At 43.8% G+C, this 15,486-nt stretch carries 17 protein-coding genes, 1 tRNA gene and 1 other RNA gene; 9 read left to right on the forward strand and 10 right to left on the reverse strand.

Translation table 11 applies throughout. From position 1 onward, the window contains the following. Positions 1-297: 297 nt before the first annotated feature. The gene (locus tag METLIM_RS05790) at positions 298-882 is read left to right on the forward strand and encodes a flavodoxin family protein (RefSeq protein ID WP_004076999.1); all 585 of its coding nucleotides are present in this window, start codon (positions 298-300) and stop codon (positions 880-882) included. 276 nt (positions 883-1,158) lie between these two features. Here METLIM_RS05790 and METLIM_RS05795 read toward each other — a convergent pair whose 3' ends face one another. The 4 genes from METLIM_RS05795 to METLIM_RS05815 all read right to left on the reverse strand — a co-directional run bounded on the left by METLIM_RS05795 (position 1,159) and on the right by METLIM_RS05815 (position 5,638). Then, entirely contained in the window at positions 1,159-1,344 is a 186-nt protein-coding gene (locus METLIM_RS05795) for a hypothetical protein (RefSeq protein WP_004077000.1), read from the reverse strand. A 438-nt stretch (positions 1,345-1,782) separates the two neighbouring features. Then, on the reverse strand, positions 1,783-3,204 hold the full coding sequence (locus METLIM_RS15460) for a response regulator (RefSeq protein ID WP_004077001.1): 1,422 nt from the start codon (positions 3,202-3,204) through the stop codon (positions 1,783-1,785). Positions 3,205-3,231: 27 nt separating this feature from the next. After that, positions 3,232-4,596: a histidine kinase dimerization/phosphoacceptor domain -containing protein gene (locus METLIM_RS05810; protein WP_004077002.1), complete on the reverse strand. Its 1,365-nt coding sequence runs from the start codon at positions 4,594-4,596 to the stop codon at positions 3,232-3,234. Between the two features lie 238 nt (positions 4,597-4,834). Beyond that, positions 4,835-5,638, reverse strand: coding sequence for a nucleoside 2-deoxyribosyltransferase (locus tag METLIM_RS05815; protein ID WP_342633009.1), 804 nt, complete (start codon positions 5,636-5,638; stop codon positions 4,835-4,837). Between the two features lie 65 nt (positions 5,639-5,703). Between METLIM_RS05815 and METLIM_RS05820 the strand changes: the two genes are divergently transcribed. After that, positions 5,704-6,198: a DUF367 family protein gene (locus tag METLIM_RS05820; RefSeq protein WP_004077004.1), complete on the forward strand. Its 495-nt coding sequence runs from the start codon at positions 5,704-5,706 to the stop codon at positions 6,196-6,198. 417 nt (positions 6,199-6,615) lie between these two features. After that, the gene (locus METLIM_RS05825; RefSeq protein ID WP_004077006.1) at positions 6,616-7,095 is read left to right on the forward strand and encodes a response regulator; all 480 of its coding nucleotides are present in this window, start codon (positions 6,616-6,618) and stop codon (positions 7,093-7,095) included. A gap of 37 nt (positions 7,096-7,132) precedes the next feature. On the opposite strand, the gene METLIM_RS05830 is transcribed toward METLIM_RS05825, so the two are convergent. Further along, the gene (locus METLIM_RS05830) at positions 7,133-8,863 is read right to left on the reverse strand and encodes a phospholipase D-like domain-containing protein (protein WP_004077008.1); all 1,731 of its coding nucleotides are present in this window, start codon (positions 8,861-8,863) and stop codon (positions 7,133-7,135) included. A gap of 40 nt (positions 8,864-8,903) precedes the next feature. On the opposite strand from METLIM_RS05830, the gene METLIM_RS05835 reads away from it, so the two are divergent. Genes METLIM_RS05835 through METLIM_RS05845 form a run of 3 tightly spaced genes read left to right on the forward strand, consistent with a single transcriptional unit; the run spans position 8,904 to position 9,981 of the window. Further along, positions 8,904-9,515 (forward strand): amino acid kinase family protein, encoded by a 612-nt coding sequence (locus METLIM_RS05835; protein ID WP_004077010.1) that lies wholly within the window; start codon positions 8,904-8,906, stop codon positions 9,513-9,515. A gap of 44 nt (positions 9,516-9,559) precedes the next feature. After that, complete coding sequence (locus METLIM_RS05840; RefSeq protein WP_004077011.1) at positions 9,560-9,721, forward strand: zinc finger domain-containing protein; 162 nt, start codon at positions 9,560-9,562, stop codon at positions 9,719-9,721. Positions 9,722-9,723: 2 nt separating this feature from the next. After that, positions 9,724-9,981, forward strand: a complete 258-nt coding sequence (locus tag METLIM_RS05845) for an elongation factor 1-beta (RefSeq protein WP_004077013.1) — start codon at positions 9,724-9,726, stop codon at positions 9,979-9,981. 260 nt (positions 9,982-10,241) lie between these two features. Here METLIM_RS05845 and METLIM_RS05850 read toward each other — a convergent pair whose 3' ends face one another. The 4 genes from METLIM_RS05850 to hxlB all read right to left on the reverse strand — a co-directional run bounded on the left by METLIM_RS05850 (position 10,242) and on the right by hxlB (position 13,240). Next, positions 10,242-11,246, reverse strand: a complete 1,005-nt coding sequence (locus METLIM_RS05850; RefSeq protein WP_048146239.1) for a malate dehydrogenase — start codon at positions 11,244-11,246, stop codon at positions 10,242-10,244. Between the two features lie 12 nt (positions 11,247-11,258). Continuing rightward, an RNA gene (ffs, locus tag METLIM_RS16025) (signal recognition particle sRNA) lies at positions 11,259-11,571 on the reverse strand. A gap of 12 nt (positions 11,572-11,583) precedes the next feature. Next, positions 11,584-12,633, reverse strand: coding sequence for a hypothetical protein (locus METLIM_RS05860; protein WP_004077015.1), 1,050 nt, complete (start codon positions 12,631-12,633; stop codon positions 11,584-11,586). A 22-nt stretch (positions 12,634-12,655) separates the two neighbouring features. Beyond that, entirely contained in the window at positions 12,656-13,240 is a 585-nt protein-coding gene (hxlB, locus tag METLIM_RS05865) for a 6-phospho-3-hexuloisomerase (RefSeq protein WP_245543601.1), read from the reverse strand. A 273-nt stretch (positions 13,241-13,513) separates the two neighbouring features. On the opposite strand from hxlB, the gene METLIM_RS05870 reads away from it, so the two are divergent. Together METLIM_RS05870 and METLIM_RS05875 are read left to right on the forward strand one after the other, a co-directional pair. Then, positions 13,514-13,930 (forward strand): hypothetical protein, encoded by a 417-nt coding sequence (locus tag METLIM_RS05870; RefSeq protein ID WP_004077017.1) that lies wholly within the window; start codon positions 13,514-13,516, stop codon positions 13,928-13,930. A 61-nt stretch (positions 13,931-13,991) separates the two neighbouring features. After that, positions 13,992-14,606, forward strand: coding sequence for a class I SAM-dependent methyltransferase (locus METLIM_RS05875; RefSeq protein WP_004077019.1), 615 nt, complete (start codon positions 13,992-13,994; stop codon positions 14,604-14,606). A 65-nt stretch (positions 14,607-14,671) separates the two neighbouring features. Here the strand turns inward: METLIM_RS05875 and METLIM_RS05880 are convergent, their stop codons facing one another. Next, on the reverse strand, positions 14,672-15,058 hold the full coding sequence (locus METLIM_RS05880; protein WP_004077020.1) for a YigZ family protein: 387 nt from the start codon (positions 15,056-15,058) through the stop codon (positions 14,672-14,674). Positions 15,059-15,385: 327 nt separating this feature from the next. Here METLIM_RS05880 and METLIM_RS05885 point away from each other — a divergent pair. Further along, a tRNA-Ile gene (locus METLIM_RS05885) sits at positions 15,386-15,457 on the forward strand. Positions 15,458-15,486 lie beyond the last annotated feature (29 nt).

A 15,486-nucleotide genomic window follows, 5' to 3' on the forward strand; every position in this document is an offset into this window, starting at 1 on the left:
TCTAACTACCAGATGAAGCTATGGAAAATATCAGGGCGGCAGGAAAAGATCTGAACGGTGAGGGAAAAAAAGTTCAGAGAGCAAAAACGGAGACCGAAACCTAGCCTTAAACAAATGGTGAGGTGCCCCAGCCGGATATATTATTGATTCAGGCACCTATATGACGTAAAACAAAATTCTGACCATGTAAAACAGAATAATTCCCAGGCCGAAATTTACCAGCCATAAATAATATTTTCCGGAAAAGAACACTATTTTAACCTGTTTTACAAATAATACCGGCAGAGGAAGAACTCAATGAGCGATGTAATAATTTTAAACGGAAGTCCGCGTGCAAACGGGAATACAGAAATTCTATGCAGGGAATGTGCCGCTGAAATTGAAAAATCCGGACTTAAACCCGAGATAATATCATTCAGGGGAAAGGAGTTCAGGTCCTGTATAGCCTGCGGTTCATGTAAGAAGAAGATTGGGTCCTGTTCAATAGATGACGGCTTAAACGAGATAATTGAGAAGATAAAAGACGCAAAAGGGCTCATTGTTGCATCTCCGGTATATTTTGGAACCGCAAGAGGTGAAATCATGTCAGCAGTACAGAGAATTTCAATGGTCTCTTACGGGGGAGAGCGCTTCCTCTCAAAAATGGTCGGCGGCCCGATTGCAGTCGGAAGGCGTGGCGGACACACCTCGACAATTCAGGAACTACTGATGTTCTATTTTATAAACGATATGATTGTTGCAGGCTCTGACTACTGGAATATCGCCTTTGGAAAGCAGGCTGGAGAGGTTGCAGAGGATGAGGAAGGTCTGTTAACCGTCAGAAAATTCGGGGGTAATGTTGCAGAGATAATAAAAGCCATGAACAGGGATATTACAGAATAATTGAATAAACCACTATTTTTAATTTCAGAGAAGAAAGTATAACTACTCAGAATTTCTTTAAAATATGCTGAAAATTACAGATTCACCCGGAACCCGACCTGTCTGAGAGGGAGAGAAAAGTTCTCAGACAAAAACACATAAACCGGCATATGGTTTATAGGCATAATATTATACATTTATGGAAAGATTTTGGGGTATGGAAGAACATCCACCCCAAATTGGGTTTTACTCTCCTTTCTGCTCAGTTACTGATTCAGATAACAGTCAACAGAAAATTCAGTCCGCCTCGTCACGTTCCAGAACCATCATTCTGATCTCCTTAGAACCGTATTTCATAGAGGAGGAGTAATCCTGATAGATGCTGGTATGATAACCAGACGGGTATTCGTCGTGCTCAAGAAGATCGTTGTGATCCATAGGTTTTAGAAAGCCTGAATTCTCAGATAATCCGAAATGAAACATATCCTGTAAAAGATAGATTTGAAAATGCAGCATATAATCTTTGTGGTAGCGACAAGGCTCAAAATTATCCCAAAATATATGAATAAACGACAATATTGAATAATATCAACATTTAAGCGAAAAATCACATATTCCGGCCGGCAGAACCAGAACACATATAAAGATATCCTCTTCACAAAAACTCATGATAAATAAATGGGATAATCCCATAAACAGAGTGAATTTACGTTTTTTAGCAAATTTAAAAAAAAATAAAATGCTTTTTGCGCGCACAATATAAAAATCCATACCTTGATTCCGGCAAAATACGGGCGAATATATTACGTGGTGCCGCACCATCAGACAGATTGCGGTTCAGACAGGATGAAGGGGAACAGACAAACAGACGCAGAAAAATATATTTCACAGACGATAATCTGCATACAATGGCCTCCCGGATCATGTCTCCTTTAATCTGTCAATCCTCTTCTCACTTTCATTATGAATCAGTGACTCAGTCTTATATTCAAAGAACTTCTTAATATTCTCGTACTTAAGCCACATCATATCAATATCAAATAAAATATCACCAATTTCATTGCAGGACTTAAGGACATCCCTTGAATAAAATGATTTATTCAGCTCGGAAATCCTCCTGATATGACTCAGCGGTTCTTTTATTTTAGTGCAGAGATCTGCGATCTCCTCCATATTCCTGCTGTACTCCTCTACATTCTCGCTAAGAATCCTTGTCCTGTTCTCCATATCTGTCCTGAAGGTATAATCGGTAACAATAACGGCAATATGAGTCACACCGGAACTGTCAGAGATCGGGATAGATTCTATTGTGAGATAGCGGTTGCCTTCACCGGTATTGAGCGTTCTCTCCCTCACAAACGTACTTCCGGTTCTGAAAGACTCAATGAGATCATATTTCCCTCCAAACACGGAATTTGGCAGGACATCATAGACAGGTTTGTCAAAATCCCTCTGGCTGACACCCATAAGTCCGGAAAATGCTCCAAATGCCTTATTATAGATGATAATTTTCATAGACGAATCTATCAGAAAAACAGGCTCATGAATCGCGTCAGTTACAAGCCGGTAATATTTTTCAAGCTTGGACTCCCTTGATGAAAGATTGATTATTGAATCTCCGGGCACAAGCAGTATAAAGTACTCGTCATCTCTCCATTTAGAACCCGGTACAAAGCCAATATTAAGCGCAACATCTGTTTTTTTGCCGTTTTTTGACAGGAATTTCAGACCGTCAATCCAGGATAGGAGTGACTTTTTATCCCCGGATTCCTTCCTTAGAGAGATCATAACCTCTTCGATCTTATCCCTCTCAAGATCAAATACCGAGAAGAAATCTCTGCCAATAGTCTCCTCACGACTCCACCCTGTAAGTGCCTCAGCCGCAGGATTGATCCTTGTAACTGAACCGTCATTATCAATGGAAATTATGGCATCAGAGACAAAGTTGAGTGTTGAATCAACAACCTCCTCAGGCTCAACATTCTTCATCACCCTGTGCTTATGAAGGGTCATCTCGATATTGCTGTACAGCTCCCTGTCATTAAAAGGTTTTAAAATATAACCGAAGGCATTTGTCTTCAGAGCTCTTTTAAGCGTGGAATCGTCCGAATGTGAGGTGAGATAGATCACAGGAGTATTATACAGAGAATATATCCTGTCAGCCGCCTCAATGCCATCCATATCACCCTGAAGGATTATGTCCATCAGGACAATATCCGGCTGGGTCCGGCCTGCAAGCTCAACCGCCTGCTTTCCTGTCTTTGCCTCTCCGACAACCTGATAGCCAAGACCCTCAAGAGTCTCCCTTATCTCAAGTGCTACAAGACCCGAATCCTCGACCACAAGTATCTTTCTGTTGTTTATAGTATCTCACCCCTGGGAATGGCTGTTGCTGTAATATATTTTATTCGGAAATTTAATGATAATTTCCTTATAGTCAGGAGTTATATCAAAATCACCGTTTAACTGATCCACAAGCGAATTTATTATCTTCATGCCCAGCCCGGACTTTTCCTGATTAAATATTAAATCACGGTTTATTGTCCCGTTGTCAGAATAACGGTAAACAAAATACTCACCGCCCTCCTCTGAAAACGAGAGTTTAATATCTCCGGTTTCACCCTCAGAGAAAGCGTATTTCAGAGAGTTGGTCATCAGTTCATTTGTAATCAGTGCGAGGGGAATTATCATATCCAGATCCATCTCAGGATCACCTTCAACATTAACTTTGAGGCCGATGTTCCTGTCCGGAAGAGTGTACTGGACTATAACATCCCTGCCAAGGTTTCTGAGGAAATTTTTGACATTAATTTCTGACAGACTGTCAGACTGATAGAGATTTTCGTGCACCCTTGCCATAGTATAGACACGGTTTCTGAAATCCCTCAATATACGGATGGTATCATAATCATCAGTTCTTCTTATCTGAAGACTTATCATTGCCACAATGATCTGGAGATTATTTTTAACCCTGTGATGAACTTCCTTTAAGAGAGTCTCCTTCTCACGCAGTGATGTCTCAATCTTCCTCTGTGCAATGATATTTTCAGTGATATCGGTAAGTGATACGATAAAACCCTCATTTTTACCCTCATCACTGAAAAGGGGTGCAGAAAAAGCTTTGCAGAAATGAACATCCCCTTTCTTTGAGATGACGTTTATGAATTCCTGCCCGGAATTTTCACTAAAACAGCTTATAAGCCCTGATGCGACATCCTTACACTCATCCGGGATTAAAGGCAGCGCCTGAAAATCCTCTCCAACAATATCGTCAGCTGCATAACCAAAATTTTCCATGAATTTACGGTTGATTTCAGAGACATTACCTCCCGGAAGTATGGTTATAAGAGGGGATGGGGAAGTCTCAAACAAAAGCCTGTATTTATTCTCCGTTTTTCCCAGTGCAACCGACATCAGCGTTACAATTCCGGCTGTGCCGACCATGATTATAGCATTATCCCCGGTATTAATTATCAGATATGGATCAGGGTCAATTACACTGAGCATTGACAGGAATAGCGAAATTATAACGAGCGAAAAGATAAAACCCTTCTTCCGGTAATAAAATGTCGCAATAATTATCGGCAGAAGAAAAAGATTAGAAGCTGAATCAGTAATATCATAGAAATAAGAGAAATAATTTACAACAAATGCAAGTATGGTCAGCACTATTATAAAGACCATCCAGCGGAAATCCTTAGAGGTAAACATCTTTTTCAGTGACAAGAGATCCATACTGCCTGAAGAGAAAATAGACTGAATAACAGATAATGTTTGTTGTGTATGCAGGTGAGACGGAATGGTTATTGCGGATCAAAAAAGTCACTCATGAACCAGCCGGTTCACAGATGATGAATGAAACTGCGCACTGTTTCATAGGAGAAGCCGGCGCAGATATTAAAAAAAAGATTGGGAAAGGAGAATATAACAGCCTGCCGGCTTTGCAGACGCAATTCTCACGAAGAAATCTTCTTCATGGCCGATCATTCAGGTTCAGGGAGGGCATGATAATGAATGGGAGATCTTTTGGGTGTAAAGCAACATCGGATGACTCCTCAAGCATAAGATTGACAAGCTCACCGTCCCCGAAAGACCTGAAATCAGTTCTGAGCGAGATTACCCGTTTACCCTTTGCATATGCATAGCCCATCTCCCATGCGGTGCCGGAATCTGCATCTGCACCGTCAATTACAGCCACAACAATGTCAGAATGATCAAGGGCTGACAGGTTTCGCTCAAATATTATTCTCATCCTGTCATCAGCACGCTCTTCTCCGTCATCCCCGTGCTCCTGCGGGATGAAAACCTCAAAATAACTCCTCCGGAGAATTTCAGCAACCTTCAGATTGAACTCCTGTTCTGCCTGTGAGAAGAGAGGCGCTGCAAGATATATTCTGTAATCAGCAAATTCCTTCACATCAACTGCAGGAACCTCAGAAAAACGGGATAAAAAGGCACCTCTTCCGGGAATTTTCCTCTCGCTGTAATATGTCATACCAACCCCGCATGACGGCGAGGAGTCAACACCGAGAATAAAGAGCGGTAACCCTCTCTTACAGAAAATTTCGCGGACATTCTTCTCCCTCTCATCAAGAATTGCTGAAAATTCAGAATTGTCAAGTGATTCAGTGAAGTTTGTCGGTTCTCTGCCGGGGCCCAGATATTCAGTTTCAGGACATGGCAGGGGTACAGTCTCTATGCCAAAACTCTCACATCTCTTAAGGCAGGCAGAAAATATCCTCAGGTCCTCATCGCTTGTTATGCCTTTTGCTCTCAAAGAAGGATTTATTATGCAGGGGCAGACCAGAATATACATCAATAGAGTTTGGTGAATACATAATTATGACAATGCCGCTTTTTGCATGGCGGGACAATTCCTGTGACCCAAGGGTATGTTCAGTAAAAAAACTCCAGCGTGCAGGCCTGATAAGGGTATTTCCGGAGATGAAAAAGATCCCAAAATCGACAATAATCCTCGACCCGACAGCAGAGCAGGCAATTTCTCCGGCAGACAGGATCGCGCCATCCATTACAGTTCTGGACTGTTCATGGGAGGTACTCAATACATCAGCCCTTAGTGAATGGAAGAGGAGAAGGGCGCTCCCATTTCTTGTTGCCGCAAATCCGGGACATTTCGGGAGGCCGTTTATGCTGAATTCAGTTGAGGCACTTGCCGCAGCTCTATATATACTTGGTGAGAAAGAGCAGGCAGAGACAATACTTGCAAAATTCGGCTGGGGCCTGAGGTTTTTAGAGGTCAACAAAGAACCGCTTGACGAATATGCACAGGCGAAGAACTCATCCGAAATAATAAAAATCCAGTCCTGTTACTACTGAAAACATGCAATAGTTCAGAGATGAACAGCCATATTTCATCTCCGGCATAACTATAGATCAATCTCATGAAAAAGTGCACTGTTTCATTCATTATCTGTGAACCGCTGGTTCATGAATGACTTTTTAAAAGTAAATGGTTCAGACATTACAATCTGCCAGAAAATAAAATATAATCTACACAGGATACCAATAAAATATATTTTAAATATAGTCACACCTCGCAAAAACTATATATTGATGATTCAGATTATGTAATATCCTTTCGGGACCGCATTCACAGGAACCGGGAGGTGCCAGTACATATTCATAAGAGGAATAAATCCGTCTGAGAATGAATATTTCCGAAGAACAAAATCCAGAACAGCATAAATACACCAGAACAGCAGAACATCATAAAATAACAACAGAGATCAGAAGATGAATTCAGCCGGAATACTGCTTGTCGATGAGAGCAGAGATGTAGCCGCGACAGTATCCACAATGGCGGCATTTTACGGCCACTATATATGTGCACATGCCACCACATGCAGAGAGGCAATGCAGTTTATGTCGGAGAATTCACCGGATATAATAATGATTGATATTGATTTCATCCGGAATTTTGGTGGAATAAAAGCAGCAGGACATCTGAGGCGCTATTCACACAGACCTGTAATCTTTCTGTCCACAAATCCCGATTCAGATGATGTGAAGAAGGCGAAAAAAGCAGGCGCACTTGGGATCCTGAAAAGGCCATTCCTGATCCAAAATTTTGATGTCATACAGTTCATCACACTCTTAAAGAGATATAATTCCCAAAACAACAATATATACGATTTTTCAGGACTAAAACCCGGCATACATAGAACACATGACCAGAACCTGAAGATAACAGCAGCCGGAAGAAACGTGGCATAAACCGTAGATATTATTCAGTCCCCTGCCAGGTTCTTATTCAGCCCCTTTTTCTGACGGCATAGAGCACTACCAGAAGAGCAACGAGTAGCAGCGCCACATTCTGCTTCTGAAAGAGCATTTCTGCAATTCCCGGACTTCCGGGTGAAAAAAAGTCGGAACTACTCTTACCCGGAGTTATCCCCACACCACCGGCAAACTCCCAGTCATGACTGAAGACATCCCCGTAATACCCGGCAATACCAGACCCTTCTGCAATAATTCCTGCCTCACGGTTCATCTGAGGTGAATTTTCATTCCAGTTCACCGAGCTTATAAGCACCTTTTCAGAGTCAACAATTACCCCCTTGTTGTGAACCTTGACAGGCATTCCGGAACCGGTTCTGGCAAGCCTGGCCTGAAGATTCAGGGACTCTGCATCTGCGACAGAGTTGATATATGCCGCCATCTCGTCATTGTCGTCATCACCATCGACATTATAATAATATGAATCCAGAATTATCCTGACAGATGCCCCCCTCCTCGCAGCATCTATCGCCTCTTCAAGATACGGATTTTCACCGGATGACCAGTTTTTGATGTACGCCTGTTCAATATCCACCGACTCTTCCGCACCTGAGATCATATCCTGTATCAGATAACTTGTATCGGGCGAAATTACGGGTGTGACAGTTACACCATCAAACCTTTGGGGAGTGAAGACTGAATTATAGCCACCATAATACCCTGATGAATCGGTCTCATCAAACCGGCCAGAATCCTCACCAGGTGACCCCGACCATCCTCCGCTGAAGTCGTATGCAAATACCCCGTCAAAATAGTCTGACACCCCGGCATCGTTAATTACAATACCCCATCCCCGGTTGCCATTGCACCCTGTCTGCGGAAAACCGGTCTCGCCGAAGTTTTCACTGGCAACAAGTACGCTCTCTCCGTCAGAGACCAGATATTTGGCGTGGTCATACCTGTATGGTGCGTGCGAACCCTTATTTTCGGTCAGCATCATCCTCACTTCACCGCCGGAATTCTGCACAACATTTACTGCCGCATATTCGGAATCTGAAACTCCGCCGACAGGAGAACCTTCAAGCAGCACCTTCACATCCACACCTGCCGATGACCTCTCTGAAAGCTCATATGCTATTCCGGATTTTGTCAGTTCATAGACATTGAGACGGATGGATTCACATGAAGAAGAGATCAGGGACTTAAGAACTTCATAAGAGCAGTCAGGTGAGACAAAAGCGGTAACTGCTGTATCAAAGAACGTCTCCGGCTCAAAAGATGACTGACCCTCATAATATACTCTTAAGTCCCATTCACCGTCAGATAGAATATGTACGCGCCCTTCACCGGAGATAACTGCTCCCGGCCAGACGACCTCCTGTATCTTTCTTCCGTCATCTAAAAGCACCAGTTCATCGGCTTTGTTTGCCATCCGGAAATTCCCGATCCGTATCATATCAGGGACTGACTTATCAGTCGGAATTATCTCATAGTCCGGGTTTTTTCCATATACGCTGTAATATGCCACTGCTTCCCTTGCCACAACTGTACTGCCTGAGAGATATGATCCATCAGGAAATCTGACACTGCCTTCATTGTCAGTTATAAGGAGTTTCTCACCATTCCCCGTTCCGCTTATAACAAAATATTCATCTCCTTCACCAGACAGCCATGTATCCGGGCAGAAGGCTGTTATCTCAAAGCATGAACCCGCATTTACAAACACTGCGGAGAGCAGAAGAAAGATGAGAAACCGTGACCTCATAGATAAGCTATTTGCATAATCAGGTATTATATCTGGCGGAATGAATGATTTTTCAGATAAAAATCCAGTCATTAAAATCGGGGGAAGCCTGACCAGGTGTGCGGAGGAGATTATCCGGGCCATACAGGCAAGCGGGGTAAGCGCACTTATAGTTCCGGGAGGCGGAGAATCGGCTGACATAGTACGCCGCCTTGATCCTGATGACGACACTGCGCACTGGATGGCTGTACTTGCGATGGAGCAGTTTGGATTCTATCTCTCAGGATTTGGAGTTCCTGTTACTTTTAACCCTGAAAAGAGAGATGGTCTACATATACTACTGCCTTACAGGATTCTGTATGAGAGAGATCCCCTGCCGCATTCCTGGGACGTAACATCAGATTCAGTTGCAGCCTGGGTTGCCGGACTGAGAGGGTCAGATCTGGTTCTTGTGAAATCTGTTGACAAAATAAGATCTGGAGACAGTTATGTCACTGAGATCAGTGACGCGGCAAAATTCAGAAATTCGGGCGATGTGGACAATTATTTCGTTGATTATGCCCTTGAAAATAACATTAATTCTTATATGATAAACGGGCGTGACCCCGGAAAACTGAAGAATTTCCTGAAAACCGGGACTGGTTTCGGGACACGCATTATCAGAAGTTATTAAGAGTTTAAAGGATGAAATTATAAGATAATTCAGGAGATAAAATAATGTCAGTTGATAAATGCACTTCCTGCAAAGCACCGCTCTCTGAGCCGGGCTGGACAAAATTCGAGTGTCCTAAATGCCGCGAGACCATCTACAGATGCCACAGATGCAGACACCAGAGTGTCCCTTACACATGTCAGAAATGTGGATTTGAGGGGCCATAATCATGGGTGACGTAGCAGTTATCTTCAAGGTTATGCCGGAATCACCCGAAGTGGATCTTGAAGCACTTAAAGCAACAATTAAGGAATTACTCCCGGGAACACAGGATATTCAGGTAGAGCCAATCGGATTCGGCCTGTCTGCACTTAAAATGATAATTGTAGTTCCTGACGGTGAAGGTACACCGGAAGACGCAGAAGCTTCACTCAAGGCAATTGAGGGAGTAGAAAGCGCAGAGATTGAATCTGTAACACTTACCTGAATATTTTTTTAATTAAAGGAGATATTTCTCCACAAAACATTAACATAAAATCCTTACCGGATTTTTCAGAAATTTTTTCTCAGGGAGCGGATGCTACCTTTCCGAACCATCATAAGGGCAAATCTTTGATTATTAAAAAAACTAAATCCGATACAGAGAAAGCTCCGACGAAAGAATTGCCGGTCAGGAAAAATAACTGTAATAACATAATTTCCGGATAAGCCAGAAGATAATTAAGTGAATCTGAAAAGATAATTCATTCAGAATAAAAGATCATTTTCATGAACTACGTTATTTTTCTTATCTATTTCGGCGTTCTCTGATTTGAGATCAGATAATACCTCAGATGTTATTGACTTAATTCTGTCAACAGATCTCTGAAATCCTGAGACCTCTTCCTCGCTAATTCTTATAGGCACTGGAAATACACCCTTACGGTTGATCCTTACAGGTACACCTATACAGACATCACCGATGTCGTTCACTTCACTTCTGATATATGCAGAGACGGACAGTATCCTGTTTTCATTGCCAAGAATTGTTCTTACTATCGTTGCTATAGCTTCACCCGGGCCATAGATTGTAGCACCACATTTGTTTATGATCTCTGACCCTGCAACTTTTACGCATTCGACAAATTCATCCTTTGGAAGACTTGAAAACTCAGGCAGATTCTGAACCTGAATACCTCCTATTGTCGTTGCGGACCACAGAGGGACCATAGTCTCGCCGTGCTCACCGATAATCCTTGTATGAACTTCACTTACGTGCACACTGAAATGGTTTGCAATATACGATTTCAGTCTCATAGAGTCAAGATGCGTGCCAAGCCCGAATACTCTTGAAGGAATAAACCCTGAACACTCAAGGGCAACTGCCGTCATAACATCGACAGGGTTTGAGACTACCATGATTATTGCATCAGGTGCATATCCGGCAATCATTTTAGAATAGTATGCAACCACTCTTGCATTCTGCTTTGCGAGATCCAGCCTGTCCTGTCCCGGTGACCTTGGAACTCCGGATGTGATAATCACAACATCAGAACCTTCGATATCTCCCGGATTTGTCGAAGCAGAGAGCTTTACATCCCGGCCAAGGGCCGAAAATGAGTCAATAAAATCTAATTTTATGCCTTCGAGAAAGTCCTCATTGCCTTCTCTTCCAAATAAGACGAGGCGCGATACAAAAGGGATCTTGGAAACCGCATACGCAGCAAACTGCCCCACTTTGCCCGATGCTCCGATAATACAAACTTTGGTCACAAAATTCACCAAAAAGGGACGTGATCGGGGTGGGAATCGCGTGCCTTTCTTTCGCGTGATACCCTTCCTCCACCCTGCAACCCTGTGGGCACCAGATGTCTGCGGTAAGTCTGCTCCCTTCCGGGCCTGAACCGGTCTCCGCAGCTAAAAGTCTCCATCCCCTCCGGAATTTTGATACTTTTCCACTGATCTCACAGGACAAGGCTTCGCAGTCAGGGCGGGCACGCTCCGGAAAGATCGCCAAAGCCGCTCCCGACCTATCACCCCCCGCATAACGGCGGTTTCGGGTAACAGGTGACGCCTAACCACCCGGGTTAGTCCCCAGATATATTATCATTCAAGGAATAAAAGAGTCACCGCCAGTCTCATCATTCCACCACCGGATAAGCTCATCTGTTCCGGCAGTATTCTCCTTGTCAAATACATCAATTGCGGCAATAGAAGTCATTTTTTTGTCATCAGGAATCATTTTGAGGATGGATCTGTAATCACCGTGTATGACCTTTAGACTCCTGCCTGCGCCTGATGCCTCAGCCACCACAGAGGGTGGATCACCAGGGCGCATTACAGGTTTCTCTGAAAGCTTTTCCAGACCTGATCTGAATATAACTTCATCTGCCCCAAGAAGAGACCTGTTTGCCAGGATGTTTATAGCTGACCACCATGCAGATGAGTACCATGCATCATTGAGGATGACATTCTGAGCGCCGGTTATGGAGGCTGCAATACCAAGTGTTCCGCATCCGCAGAAGGCATCCACAAAAATATCGGGCTGATTGCGGAGGACATTCTTCCGGACTGCCTCTATCTTTGGATCTGAACCTTTGGGATATTCGATATGGCAGAGAGACTGCTGCTTATAGATGATGAATCTCTTCTTCTGAACCTGAAATATATCTCCTCTCACATCGCAGCCACAAATCAGTTCGTTGCTCCCGGAATATCCATCAGGCCCTATTCCGGGCAGAGCTTCCCTGTCCAGTATGACTCCCTTTATCTCCGGAACTTCATGGAATATTCTGTCTGCGGTATGGCGGGTGACAGATTTGGATAAGAGAACCACAGAATCAGGAGAGAGAAACGGCGGCCTGAGCATAAAAATTCCGGGGGAGAGCAGAGGCATTCCAACGGCAGAGAGGGACATGGATCTGAAATCATCCTCTTCTTCAGAGATGATTCTGTGGCAGTGAGCCATGACATCGTCTATAAATCTCCTGCCGCATTCGGGGCATGCCAGAGGAAAATCTCCGGATGGCGGAATGCTTTTGTCACGGAAATCTGCACGGCATCTGCTGCACGGCGAAAATAATTTCCTTGGATTGTCCGGAATTCTGTCGATCTCCGCGATACAGTTTCCGCCGCAGACCGGGCATAATAGTTTATCCATCTCTTTCCCGGGTGAATTACATTTACTGTATATTGTTCAGCCTTTCCATCACGTCCTCGATGCCGCAGAGATTGACCTCCATTATTGAGGCTATAACAGCATCTGAAAATATCATGGCCGATGTTTCAAACAGAGTGCCTATAGAGGCAAGCGGGAGTGATGCAGACTTATAGCCACCTGTAATCTGCCTTATCTCAAAGGTGTTCTCCCATTCATTTTCAGGAGGTGTGGGGGACGGAAGTTCAACAACACAGTCTGCAATCTTTCCTATTGTGGAGTTTTTATGCGAGGTTATCAGGCAGAGATATCCGCCAAGGGACTTTGCAGTCTCTGCAATATCAACAACTGAGTTTGTCTCACCTGAGCCTGAGAAGATAACTACTGCATCACCCTCCCTCATTGCCGGCGTTACAGTCTCACCGACTACATAACTCTCAAGGCCCACATGCATAAGCCTCATTGCATAGGCACGCCCAATAAGACCGGATCTGCCCGCACCGGCAACATATATCCTCCTCTCCTTAACCATTTCCGAAAGGAAGAGATCGACATTTTCAGGCTCTATTTTATCAATAAGTGCTCTGATCTCCTCTTCCATAATTCTCATATTCTCAAGAACATCTCCGCATCCGGTCATAATCAGATAATTAGTGAATATAATATTTAACAGGAAGCAGAGGAGGGATATTGGCACACCCGGAATTTTGCAGAAATCACGGAAATAATAATAACGGCATTAAAGGCACCATGGCGAAAAATATCAGACTTATGGTCAAAAAATAAGAATTAACAAGATATACACAGACTTTTTACTTTCACCCCGCGCACGGCGAGTATTAAAATAGTCCCCCATGGATAGGAGAAAGTAGAGGAATAACCAATGATAAACCGTGCAGGTCATGCAGTCCGGGGAAGAAACGGCGCAACTGATGAAGACGGCAGGCTCACTGAAATAATAGAGATAAAGGCGGGCAACTGTGTATTAGGTATTAAAACCGGAGATCTGAGGAGGACTTTCGCGTCCGGAAGACCGGCAGAGATATGGACAGTCAGAAGAGAATGGGGCTGCCGGCTGAGTGAGAGGGAGGGGAAAGGAGTGATCTCACAGAATAAGCGGGCATTTAATATTGAGACAATTTCCGGGAGGAGATTTACAATCTCACTTGAGAGCCTTAAAAATCTCCTGAAAGGCCATTTGTCATATGTATATGTGGGGGAGATTATTCCTGCAAAAAGGAAATACAGAAGTCCCACAGGCAGTGATATGGCACCTCCGGCTGCGATGACAGGCGCCTGATTATCCCGGCCCGCAGATCAGGCATTATATTCACTTCCTGAAGAGAATATTTCTGTATATTATGATAAAGACGGAGAACCCCTGGGAGAATGCATATAATAAACAGGGGAGCCTCTGGGCAGGTCACCAGCATCTCCTTCCGGAGATCGAAAAAGGAGACAGGGTTCTTGAGACAGGATGCGGCAACGGGAAGACCGCCGTTCAGTTATGCAGCAGGGAGATAATATGCCACGGAATGGACATATCCTTATCTGCCATAAGAATGGCAGCAGGGGCATGCAGGAAAGCTGAGTTTTATGCAGGGGATATAACCGCAATTCCGGCAAAAGACGAAGTTTATGACACAGTAATCTCATTTCATACGATAAGCCACCTTAATGAGACTGAGAGGTTCAAAGCGGCATCTGAAATATACAGAGTTCTGAGGAATGAAGGCAGATTTTATTTCAGGGATTTTGGTGCAGGCGATCTCAGATGCGGAAAGGGCGTGGAGACTGAAAGGAATACATTCCGCAAGGGAAACGGGATATCCACGCATTTCTTTGATATGGCCGGAGTGACTGAACTTTTCCGGGATTTTAAGCCTGTCGATTCAGGATATATCCACTGGAAGATGAGAGTTAAGGGGCATGAACACCAGAGAGAAGAGATTCATGCAGTATTTCTGAAGGAGTAAATCAGAACAGATTATTGTCAGACAACTGAATAGAGGCTGTCCGGATCAGTTATTTTCAGAGCGGCTTAATTTTCAGATGATGATACTGCATATTCGGCAGACTTCCTGAAGGCCCTCGATACACCGCCGGGGCCGAGTTTTATTCCGCCAAAAATCCTTGAGACGACAACTGCATGTGAATCAAGTCCGTTCACCTCCATTATCCTGAGCATCCCCTTCGCCGGATGACCTACCTCACCGTCATTTTTGAACTCTTCATGAAAGTTGCCCGATCTGCCAGTAAAGCGGGCAGCAACACAGTGATGGGCAGCTTTTCTGTATTTGGTTCTGTGGACTGCGATGACATCTTCAAGGTCCCTTTCATCAGTGATTCTGTAAAGGTGGGCATAGAACCGTGACTTCTTCTCTTCATATTTTATTGCAGATATCTCCTCCATAAAACCGGACCCCATGCAGGGTTTATCCTGACGGGTATTGACATCTCCGGAACTGACCTTAAATTTCAGGATTGGCCGGAGATCTATACAGCTCAGAAATGTTACGGGTAATTGGAATTACTGAAAATCCACATGAATTAATGTGCGCATAAAGAAGTTAAATGTCAGAAACACCGGCTTTGCACCCGGAATCAGGAATATAATCAAAATTTACTCAAAATGTTTTTAAATCCGGAATTACAAGTTTATTTACGCAAAATAAGATAACCGGCAGGAGTCCGTTATGCACATCCGGCAATGGTTAGGTTTTTTTGCTAAAAGATACAAATATTATAGTCCACAGGGCCTGTAGCTTAGTGGTGGAGCGCCCGGCTCATAACCGGGCGGTCATGCGTTCGAATCGCATCAGGCCCATCTCCTTTTTGCAAGAAATTCAGAATTCA

Source organism: Methanoplanus limicola DSM 2279, assembly GCF_000243255.1.
GTDB lineage: Archaea > Halobacteriota > Methanomicrobia > Methanomicrobiales > Methanomicrobiaceae > Methanoplanus > Methanoplanus limicola.